The following is a 10,830-nucleotide window of genomic DNA, read 5'->3' on the forward strand; positions in this document are numbered from 1 at the left end:
TCTCGGCATCGGTCATGGCAAGGGCTTCGATGTCGAGGGCATTGAGGTAGTCGATATAGATAGGCTTCATGCGTCTGCGTTCCTCGGCCACCCCGCTCATCCATAACAGGCCGCGGCGCGACACGAAAGTTTGTTGGCTGTTGTCTGGACGCCATCGGCCAAATGCTGTTCAAAGCGGTCCGTCATGACTGCCATTTCCGAGACCGAAGCTTCAGCCGACCCAGCCGGGAATTCGCGGCGCGTGGCGCTGATCGTCGCCATCGCCTTCTTCATGCAACTGCTGGATTCGACGATCATCTCGACCTCGCTGCCGCAGATGGGGGAATCGTTCGGCGTGCCGGCGGTGGCGATGAGCATCGGCATCACCGTCTACATGCTGACCATGGCGGTGTTCGTGCCGCTGTCGGGCTGGCTCGCCGACCGTTTCGGCGCGCGCAACATCTTCCTCGTCGCCATCGCGCTGTTCACGCTGGCTTCGCTTGCCTGCGGCTTTTCGCAGAACCTGACCGAATTCGTCATTGCCCGTGCCGTGCAGGGGCTGGGCAGCGCGCTGATGACGCCGGTCGGCCGCATCCTGGTGCTGCGCAACGCGTCGAAATCCGAATTGCTCAACGCCACGGCGCTGATCACCTGGCCGGCGCTGTTCGCGCCTGTCGTCGGGCCGGTGCTCGGTGGCTTCATCACCACCTATCTGTCCTGGCACTGGAATTTCTTCATCAACATTCCGCTCGGTATGATCGGGCTGGCGCTGGTCGCCCGCTTCATCCCCGGTGACCGTGAAGCCGATCCCAAGCCGCTCGATTGGCCGGGTTTCTTCCTGACGTCGCTGGGGCTCGCCTGCCTGCTCTATGGCCTGGAGCGCATCGCGCATCCGGAGGATGGCGCCTTGCCGACGGTGGGGCTGATCGCGGCGGGGATCGTCGTCGGATGGCTGGCGGTGCGTCATCTCCATCGCGCGCCGCATCCGCTGCTCGACCTGTCGTCGTTCAAGGTGCAGACCTTCGCCATCTCGACGCTTGCCGCCGGCACCATCTTCCGGGTTGCGATCAACGCCACGCCGTTCCTTTTGCCGCTGTTGTTCCAGGTCGGCTTCGGCCTCTCGCCCGTCGACGCCGGCATGATGATCCTGGCCTATTTCCTTGGCAATCTCGGCATGAAGACGGTGACGACGCCGATGCTGCGTCGCTTCGGCTTTCGCTCGGTGATGGTCGTCAACGGCATCATCGCGTCGGCATCGATCATGGCTTGCGCGGCGATCTCGCCGCAGACGCCGCAGGCGCTGGTGGTGGCGCTGATGCTGATTGCCGGCCTGTCGCGCTCGATGCAGTTCACCGCGCTCAACACGCTGGCCTTCGCCGATATCGCCGCCGGGCAGCGCAGCTCCGCTGCGACCTTGTCCTCGATGCTGCAGCAGGTGGCGATGCTGTTCGGCGTTGCCGTGGCGGCGGCGATCCTCAACCTGTCGCAGATCGCGAGAGGCCGGCCGGCGCTCGATCTCGTCGATTTTCGAGCAGCCTTCCTGGTGATCGCCGTCATCGGGCTGGTGGCGTCGTTTCGTTTCCTGGTGTTGCCGAGGACCGCCGGCGCCGAGGTCTCGGGCCATATTGCCGGGAACTGAAATCGAATTTTCCCGCCCATGGCGAGGTTAAATTCCGTCTTCGCCTTTCGCCTTGGTGTGACGCTTTCGCAATGCGCCGAGATGGTGCAAACAATTGCCAAAAGCGTTTAAGTTTCCGGGCATTGCGCCAGATTCGGCAATCAATGCGTCCACTTTGCGAATCTCATCGCAAGCCCACGTTTTGAACGCGGATTCATTTGACGAAGCGACGCTGAGCCGATTAGTTTTCGACCCAGGGGTGGCAGCGCTGCCATCGGGGTGAAAGCAGACAATGAACATGGCCGGCTGGCTGAACTTCAGGAGCCTGAATCAGGAAGGCATTGTCTTTGCCATAGCGGTGGTGCTGTTCGTCGCCGCCGCAATTGGCCTGCCGGGTTTCATAGATCCCAACAATCTCGTCGCCATCGTCCGCTCGGTGTCGGTGCTGGGCATACTGGCGCTCGGCATGGCCGTCGTCATCATCGGCCGCGGCATCGACCTGTCGGCGGTGGCGATCATGGCGATGTCGGTCGCCTGGTACCTGCAATTGCTCAACACCGGAACGCCGGACGGGCTGGCCTTCGCCTATGTTCTGGCCGGCGTGCTCGCCATCGGCCTGCTCAACGGCTTTCTCGTCGCCTATGCCGATGTGCCGGCGATCTTCGTCACGCTGGCGACCGGCTCCTTCGTCTTCGGCTATGTGCGTTCGCAATTGATCACGCAGGACGCGGTGCCGGTGCCTCAGGGCCATTGGGTGGAACTGCTCGGCGGCCTGCGCTTTCTCGACGTTCCGATCGAGGTGTTCGTCTTCGCCGGGCTCGCCTTCCTGTTCTTCCTGTTCCTGCGCTACACCAAATGGGGCCGCTACATCTATTTCGCCGGCGACAATCCGGTGGCGGCGCGCAACATCGGCATTCCGGTGCGGCCGATGCTGGTGCTGCGCTATGTGCTGTCCGCTTTCGTGGCGCTGATCGCGGGCCTTTTGACGGCGGCCAGCCTGCACTCGATCAACACGCGGGTCGTCAACTCGACGCTGCTCTACGACATCGTGCTGGTGGCGGTGATCGGCGGCATCGGATTGTCGGGCGGGCGAGGCGGGGTGCGCAACGTGCTGGTGGGCGCAGCACTGATCGGCATCCTGCTCAACGCCATGACCATCATCGACATTCCGCTGCTCTACCAGAACCTGATCAAGGCGGCGATCCTGCTCGGCGCCATCATCGTCGACGGCATCATCAATCCGCGCGACGAACAGACCGCGCAGCAGGGCGACATTTAGAGCAGATGGGCTAGCCCATCTTGCTCGGGGTACCCGGTGCGATCGGAATGATCTGCCGGCAATGAAAACCGAACCAGAGGATGACACATGAAACTGATCAGAACACTCATGGCGGCTGCCACGGCCCTTGCCGTCACCGCCTTCGTGGCGCCGACCTTCGCCGCTGACGATCCAGGCCCTGCTGCCTATGCACAAGCGCTGAAAGGCAAGCGTGTCATGCTGGTGCCGCTGGCGATGGGCTTCGACCTGGCGCAGGGCTGGGCGCATTACCTGAAGAAGGAGGTCGAGGCCTGGGGCGGCACGTTCGAGACGCGCGATCCGAACTGGGTGGTCGATGCCGGCGCGCAGGCGATCACCGATGCGATCTCTTCGGACACAAGGCCAGATGTGCTGATCATCCATGCACCGGACCTCAACTCCTATTCCAAGCTGATGAAGAAGGCGCAGGCGGCCGGCACCTATGTAATCCTGGTCGACAATCCGGCGAATTTTCCCGCCGACGCCTTTGTCGGCAGCGACTGGGACCGGCTCGGCCAGCTCGAGGCTGAAGCGGCGATCAAGGGTTGCGGCGAGAACTCGTCCAAGAAAATCGGATTGGTGCAGGGCGACCAGGCCAATTCTTCCAGCCTTTACCAGTATGCCGGCATCATGAAGGTGCTGGACAAGCATCCCGACTTCAAGGTCGTGGCAAAGCCCGACTCCAACTGGGATGCCACGACCTCGCGCAACGTCACCACGACCATGCTGCAGCAGAACCCCGACATCTGCTCGATCATCGATTTCTGGGATGGTGACGCGACCGGTGCATCCGCCGCGATCCGCGACGCCAAGCTCGACGGCAAGGTGTTTTTGGTCACCACCGGCGGCGGCGAAAAGGCGGCCGATTGCGACAAGCTGAATGACGGCACCTATGGCGCCGTGGTGATGACCGATCTTGCACGCCAGTCGGGCGACATGAACGCCATCATAAAATTCCTGCTGCAGAGCGGCCAGCCGGCCGGCACCTCGCACACCTACATCTACACGCTGGAGAAGGCGACGACCAAGGCCGACCTCAAGCCCGACAGCTGCTGGGACCTGAAGGCGCTGCAGGCCGAGGCGGCGGCGAAATAGTGTCGCGCGGTTAATGTCAGCGAGGTGGCTTGGGCCATCTCTAATCGCTAGCGGTTTGCGCTGCCCTCACCCTTACCCTCTCCCCGTGAAGAACGGGGAGAGGGGGACGCCGACGTTGGTGCGCTTCCCTTCTCCCCGTCTCTATACGGGGAGAAGGTGCCGGCAGGCGGATGAGGGCAGCGGCGAGATCGAGAATTACCCGAAGCCATGCCTCGGGAACAACCCGGCCCTTTTTCTCATGGAATAGCAGCAGCCGATGACCTTTCGCGAACGCCTTCAGTCCTGGCGCTACAATCTCGTGCCCGACCATCTGGTCGGCGAGATCCTGACCAAGCGCTGGACCGACAACGCCATTCCTTTCCTGGCGCTGGTGGTGACATTGGCGACCTTCGGCTCGATCATTCCGGGCTTCTTCAAGCTCTCCTCGCTGCAGGAATCGACCCGCCAGCTCGGCGAGTTCTCGATGGTCGTCACCGGCATGACCGTGGTGATGCTGGGCGGCGGCATCGATCTCTCGGTCGGTTCGATCTTCGCGCTGTCCTGTTTCTCCGCCGTCTATGTCTTCTTCATCCTGGAACAGTCGATCTGGCTGGCGCTGGCCGCCTCGCTCGCCACCGGCCTCGTGTTCGGCGCGATAAACGGCTACCTCGTCGGCTATCTCCGGCTGCGCGCCTTCCTCACCACGCTGGTGACCTTCATCTTCGGGCGGGCGCTGTTCGACATTCTGGTCACCACCTATGCCGCCGATGTGCAGCTTTCGACCGCTACGTCTGACGTGCTCGATTTCATAGGCGACAGCGCCTTCTGGGGGCTCTCGGTCTCGGTGTGGCTGGCAATCATCCTCGCCATCGTCACCCATATCGCGCTGACGCGCTCGCGGCCCGGCTGGCATGTGCTGGCGGTCGGCGGTTCCCGCCGCTCGGCGCACAATGCCGGCATCCGGGTGCGCCGCACCGTGTTCATGACCTATGTCTTTTCCGGCTTCTGCGCCTCGATCGGCGGCTTTCTCATCGCCTGCCGGTTGAGCGGGGCGGGGCCGGGCACCGGCCTCAACCTGGAGATCATGGCGCTGACCGCTGCGGTGGTCGGCGGCGTCAGCCTCGGCGGCGGGCGCGGTTCGGTGATCAAGGGCCTGATGGGCGCCATCATTGTGCTCACCATGACCAACGGGCTGATCCGGCTCGGCTACGGCACCGGCACCAACCAGATGGTTCTGGGCATCATGCTTGCGGTGGCTGTGACCATCGACATCCGCTGGCTGAAGAACCGCCACAAGGTGCTGAACGAGGTCTATGTCGCGCCGGTCTATCTCAAGATGGGCGAAACACAGTCCGCGGTGCCGGGCTCCGGCACGCCTTACGCGCTCGACAACCGGTTGTCTTCAGCCGACCATATCGGGCTTGGCGAACTGGAGGGGCCTGAAGACGTCATCCTCGACCGCGACGACAATCTCTATTGCGGCACCCGCCATGGCGAGATCGTCCGCTTCTTCGCGCCCGATTATGTCAGGTCGGAAGTGTTCGCCCATATTGGCGGCTTTCCGCTGGGGCTCGCCTTCGACAAATCAGGCAATCTCATCAGCTGCGTTGGCGCGATGGGACTCTATTCCGTGTCGCCTGAGCGCGAGGTGAAGCGTCTGTCGGCCGAGACGTCGCGTTCCTGGACCTCGATCGTCGACGATGCACGGCTGCGCGATCCCAATGATTGCGACATCGCTCCGGACGGGCGCATCTATTTTACGGACTCGACCAAGCGCTACGACGCCCATGACTGGGCGCTGGACTCGATCGAGAACCGCGCCACCGGACGGCTGCTGGTCTACGACCCCAGGGACGGGTCGACCAGGACGCTGCTCGACGGCTATCGCTACACCAATGGTGTGTGCATGGCGCATGACGGCAAGTCGCTGTTCTTCGCCGAAAGCTGGGCCTGCCGCGTGCATCGCTACTGGCTGGAAGGGCCGAAGGCGGGCACCGCCGAATGTGTCATCCGCGACATGCCGGGGTATCCTGACAACATCAACCGGGCCTCGGACGGCAATTACTGGATGGCGTGGCTGGGTATGCGCACGCCGAGCTTCGACCTCTCGCTGCGCCATCCCGACATGCGCAAGCGCATGACGCGCCGGCTGCCGCAGGACGAATGGCTGTTTCCCAACATCAACACCGGCGGCGTGGTGAAATTCAACGAGAAGGGCGGCATCGTCGAGGCGATGGGCGACTTGACGGGCGGCGCGCACCCGATGGTCACCTCGATGCGCGAGCACAAGGGATATCTGTTCGTCGGCGGCATCCTCAACAACCGCATCGGCCGCTACAAGATCAGGGGTGCCGACCCGAACTGGACCAGCCCCGCTTCCTATTGGGGGGCGCAACCATGATCCTCGATCCGATCCTGGATATGTTTCGCGGCAAGGCAGTGACCATCCCGCCGCTCGACGGCGCCTTCCGGCCGAACACGCGGCTCGATGATGCGTCGGCTTTCGCCGAACTGACCGAGCCCGACAATCTGCTGGTTGCCGGTGGCCGGCTGCTCGCCTCAAGCGGCAACGCCGTCCTTGGGATTGCTGTCGGTGTGGAACCCGCCGTGGTCGAGACCTTTCCGTCTCCTGTCACGGCGCTGTCGCTGTCGCCTTCAGGCGAACTCACGGTAGCGCTGGAGAGCGGCAAGCTGTTCATCGCGGCCAGGGAGGTGTCGCTGCCAGCCGGAATCCGTTGCATCACCGCTCTTGCCTATGCCGAGGACGGCGGGCTTTGGCTGGCTAATGGGTCGGCCGAGCACACGCCGTCGCAATGGGCCGCCGATCTGATGAAGAAGGGCGCCTCCGGTTCGCTTTGGAAGCGGGATGCGGCAGGCGGTGAGTTCAGCAAGCTGGCCGGCGACATTGCGTTCCCTTACGGGCTCCATCCCCTCGGTAGGGACGTGCTGGTGAGCGAGAGCTGGCGCCACCAGCTCGTCCGTTTCGATGGCACGACCGGCGATCGCTCGACCGTGCTGACGCATCTGCCCGGTTATCCCGCGCGGCTGTCGCCGGCCGGCGATGGTGGCGCGTGGCTGGCCCTGTTCGCGCCGCGCAACCGGCTGATCGAATTCGTGCTGCAGGAAACGCACTATCGCCAGGACATGATCGGACAGGTGCCGCCGGCCTACTGGATCGCGCCGGCGTTGGCCTCAAACCGCAGCTTCCTCGAGCCGCTGCAATGCGGCGGCATCCGAACCATGGGCATCCACAAGCCGTGGTCGCCGAGCCGCTCCTACGGGCTGGTGGTCAGGCTCGATCAAAACATGCAGCCGCAGTTCAGCCTGCACAGCCGCGCCAACGGCACGCGCCACGGCATCTGCAGCGTGGCGGAAAGGGACGGCGGGCTGTTGATCGCCTCGAAGGGCGGCGACTGCGTGCTGGCCGTCGACCTTGCCTCGGGAGGTTTCTGATGCAACCGATAGTTCGCCTCGAGAACGTCACCAAGAATTACCGCGGCGTGCCCGCGGTGAAGAACGTCACCTTCGAGCTACGCAAGGGCGAAATCCATGCGCTGCTCGGCGAGAACGGTGCCGGCAAGTCGACGCTGACCAAGATCATCGCCGGAGTGGTCGATGCCACCTCGGGCAAGATGTTCCATAAGGGCCAGGAGATCGCCTACGCCTCACCGCATGCCGCGCTCGAAGCGGGCATTGCCATGGTGTTCCAGGAGACCAGCCTGGTGCCGTCGATGACGGTGGCGCAGAACCTCTATCTCGGTACTGAAAAATTCCTCAACCGGCTGCGCGGCACGTATATTTCAGCACAGCAGTTCCTGCAGTCGCTGAATTTTCCGGTCGATCCGAACGCCATGGTGGCGACGCTGGGCGCCGCCAAGCGGCAGATGGTCGAGATCGCGCGCGCCGTGCACCACAATGCCGAGATCATCATCTTCGACGAACCGACAGCGACGCTGACGCCGGAGGAGAAGCGGCATTTCTTCGCACTGATCCGGCGGCTGAAGGCGAACGGTGTCTCGATCGTCTTCATCAGCCACGCGCTGGAAGAGGCATTGATGATTGCCGACCGCATCACCATCCTGCGCGACGGCGAGCTGGTCATCACCGACGACACGTCGGCCTTCGACCGCGACAAGATCGTCGCCGCCATGGTCGGGCGCACGCTGTCGGGCCAGATCTACCGCCAGCGCGATGAGGCCAGGCTGCGCAAGGCCGGCAAGAAAGTGCTGTCGGTGCAGGACATTTCGATGAGCAACGTCGTGCGCAACAATTCCTTCTCGATCTTCGAGGGCCAGATCACCGGCGTGTTCGGCCTGATCGGCTCGGGCCGCACCGAGACGTTCAAGATCGTGTCGGGCATCTACAAGCGCGATTTTTTGCGCGGCGGTGCGATCGAACTGGACGACAGGCCGGTGCGCTATCTCGTGCCGAGCCAAGCGGTGGCCGACGGCATTGTCTATGTCACCGAGGACCGCAAGAGCGAAGGCATCTTCGAGACGATGGGCATCGCCGAGAACCTGTTCGGCGGGCTGCTGGCGGCGGGCCGCGAACAGGCCTGGGTGATCAACCAGCAGGAGTTGCGGCAGCTTTCGGCGGAATGGACCAAGACGCTGAACATCAAGGCGATCAACGACAATGCGCGCGTCGTCGAACTGTCCGGCGGCAACCAGCAGAAGGTGGTGATCGGCAAGGGGCTGGTGCAGAAGCCGCGCATCGTCATCTTCGACGAACCGACGCGCGGCGTCGACGTCGGCGCGATCGCCGAGATCCACCAGATCATCAACCGGCTGGTGGATGAGGGGCTGGCGGTGGTCGTCATCTCGTCCTACCTGCCTGAGATCATGAACCTGTCGGATCGCATTTTGGTTTGCCGGCAAGGGCGCATCGTCGAGGAGTTTTCACCGGCGGAGGCGACGGAGGAGAGGATCATGTACGCGGCGGTGCATTAGGTGGCGAGACAAGGTGGATGATCGCACCATTGGATCGAACACCGGAGGCTAGTCGAGGCATCCGTCATTTCGTCATCCACGGGCGGAGCAAGGAGCGTAGCGACGCGGCGCAGACCCGAGGATCCATGCCGAGACTCAGAAGCGCTGCTATGGTGCAGGATTTGGCTCCGCTGCACTCTACGGTGAAAGTCGCGGCATGGATCCCAGGGTCTCCGCGACGGCGCTTCGCGCCTGCTTCGCCCAGGGATGACGAAGTTTAAGTGCTTCGGCCAACCTTCAAGGCGCCACGCCATTGAGCGCCAAAAACCGAGTCAAAAAAGTTGGTTAGCCGCCGCATTTGCTCGAAACTTGTTTCAACGACCTTATTCATCCAAACGAAAGGACCCGATCATGGCCACCACAAAGCTCCTCAGCGATGCCGAGGTCGAGAAAATCCCGGCGGTGAAGGCGGTGTTCGACGACATCAGGGCGACGCGCAAATCGGATTTCGTCAACAATTTCTGGCGTGGGCTGGCCAATGATCCGGCGGCGCTGAAGCGGATCTGGGAACAGTTGAAGGCTGTGATGGTGGCGGACAGCGCCATCGATCCGCTGACCAAGGAAATGATCTACATCGCGGTGTCGACGGCCAATGGCTGCTCCTACTGCGTCCACTCGCACACGGCGGCGGCGCGCGCCAAGGGCATGACCGACGCGCAGCACGGCGAGCTGGTGTCGATCATCGGGCTCGCCGGCCAGACCAATCATCTGGTTACGGCGATGCAGATTCCAGTCGATCCGCAATTCGAGGTGAAAAGCTAGAGCCGTTCCGGGAAACGCGCATAGCGGCCTTCCATCTGAAATTACGCAAAAACAAAGAGTTAGAGCGGTTCGGTAGTTCTATCGAGCGCTGAACCGCGCCGGCGGCTAGCCGGCCTATCGGCGCGCCGCGCACATTTGTCCCCACGCTGTTAAGGAAGTGACATGTAACGGCACTAAGGAAGCCACACGCGAGGTCGCTCGGTGGTTTTCCGGCAGCCGGCTCTCGCAATGGAGCCGGCATGAAAATCGTCCAGATCACCGATACCCATTTCAGCCCGACCAAGCCGCATTTCAACGGCAATTGGCAGCCGCTCGCCGCCTGGATCGAGCAGAGCGCTGCGAACCTCGTCATCCATACCGGCGATCTCAGCGTCGATGGCGCAGACAAGGATGCCGACATCAGCTTCTGCATGGACCTGATGCGGGAAATCTCAGTCCCGATGCTGCTTGTGCCCGGCAATCACGATGTCGGCCATCTGCCCGGCTCCTTGCAGCCGGTCAATGCGGAACGTCTCGAGCGCTGGCGCCGGCTGGTTGGGCCTGACTACTGGGTGGAGGACGCCGGAAACTGGCGGCTCATCGGCCTCGACAGCTTGCTGATGGGCTTTGATGATGCCGACGAAGAGAACCAGTTCGAATGGCTGCGCGCGGCGCTGGAAAGCCGAGGCGGCCGGCGCGCCGCGCTCTTCGCCCACAAGCCCTTGTTCATCGATGAGCCGGGCGAGGGCGACACCGGTTACTGGAGCATCCGCCCGGCACAGCGGCAGCGTCTCTACGATCTGATCGCCGCCCATGATGTCGCGCTGTTCGCCAGCGGGCACTTGCACCGGGCATGGCAAGGCAAATACCAAAACACTTCGCTGATATGGGGTCCGTCGGCTGCCTTCGTCGTCGGGGACATGGAGCGCGACATGCCGGGCGAGCGGTTGCTCGGCGCCGTCGTGCTTGAGTTCGGCGACACGGTCACCAGCGAGATCGTCGCAATTCCCGGCATGACCGTCCATGTCCTCGATGACGTGGTCGAGGAGGTCTACCCGCACGAGGCGCACAAGGTCCGCGGGAAGGTCGCGTCATGAGCGCGCTCTCGCTTCGCGGCCTGAACAAGGCCTGTC

The 10,830-nt window shown here is 63.0% G+C and carries 8 protein-coding genes; all 8 read left to right on the top strand.

Going from position 1 to position 10,830, the window contains the following annotated elements:
- Positions 1-184 precede the first annotated feature (184 nt).
- The 8 genes from EOA36_RS15285 (at position 185) to EOA36_RS15320 (ending at position 10,794) form a co-directional block, all read left to right on the top strand.
- Complete coding sequence (locus tag EOA36_RS15285; protein ID WP_127278340.1) at positions 185-1,618, top strand: DHA2 family efflux MFS transporter permease subunit; 1,434 nt, start codon at positions 185-187, stop codon at positions 1,616-1,618.
- A 271-nt stretch (positions 1,619-1,889) separates the two neighbouring features.
- Entirely contained in the window at positions 1,890-2,876 is a 987-nt protein-coding gene (locus EOA36_RS15290; protein WP_127278341.1) for an ABC transporter permease, read from the top strand.
- Positions 2,877-2,963: 87 nt separating this feature from the next.
- Positions 2,964-3,989 carry a sugar ABC transporter substrate-binding protein gene (locus EOA36_RS15295; RefSeq protein ID WP_015317085.1) on the top strand — a complete coding sequence of 342 codons (1,026 nt, stop codon included), beginning with the start codon at positions 2,964-2,966 and terminating at the stop codon, positions 3,987-3,989.
- Positions 3,990-4,245: 256 nt separating this feature from the next.
- Positions 4,246-6,369, top strand: a complete 2,124-nt coding sequence (locus tag EOA36_RS15300; protein ID WP_127278342.1) for an SMP-30/gluconolactonase/LRE family protein — start codon at positions 4,246-4,248, stop codon at positions 6,367-6,369.
- Complete coding sequence (locus EOA36_RS15305; RefSeq protein ID WP_127278343.1) at positions 6,366-7,421, top strand: hypothetical protein; 1,056 nt, start codon at positions 6,366-6,368, stop codon at positions 7,419-7,421. Before EOA36_RS15300 ends, EOA36_RS15305 begins: the two co-directional genes overlap by 4 nt.
- Positions 7,421-8,917 carry a sugar ABC transporter ATP-binding protein gene (locus EOA36_RS15310; RefSeq protein ID WP_127278344.1) on the top strand — a complete coding sequence of 499 codons (1,497 nt, stop codon included), beginning with the start codon at positions 7,421-7,423 and terminating at the stop codon, positions 8,915-8,917. Before EOA36_RS15305 ends, EOA36_RS15310 begins: the two co-directional genes overlap by 1 nt.
- 390 nt (positions 8,918-9,307) lie before the next feature.
- Positions 9,308-9,718 carry a carboxymuconolactone decarboxylase family protein gene (locus EOA36_RS15315; RefSeq protein ID WP_127278345.1) on the top strand — a complete coding sequence of 137 codons (411 nt, stop codon included), beginning with the start codon at positions 9,308-9,310 and terminating at the stop codon, positions 9,716-9,718.
- A 239-nt stretch (positions 9,719-9,957) separates the two neighbouring features.
- Positions 9,958-10,794, top strand: a complete 837-nt coding sequence (locus EOA36_RS15320) for a metallophosphoesterase (RefSeq protein WP_127278346.1) — start codon at positions 9,958-9,960, stop codon at positions 10,792-10,794.
- Positions 10,795-10,830 lie beyond the last annotated feature (36 nt).

The organism is Mesorhizobium sp. M8A.F.Ca.ET.021.01.1.1 (genome assembly GCF_003998025.1).
GTDB lineage: Bacteria > Pseudomonadota > Alphaproteobacteria > Rhizobiales > Rhizobiaceae > Mesorhizobium.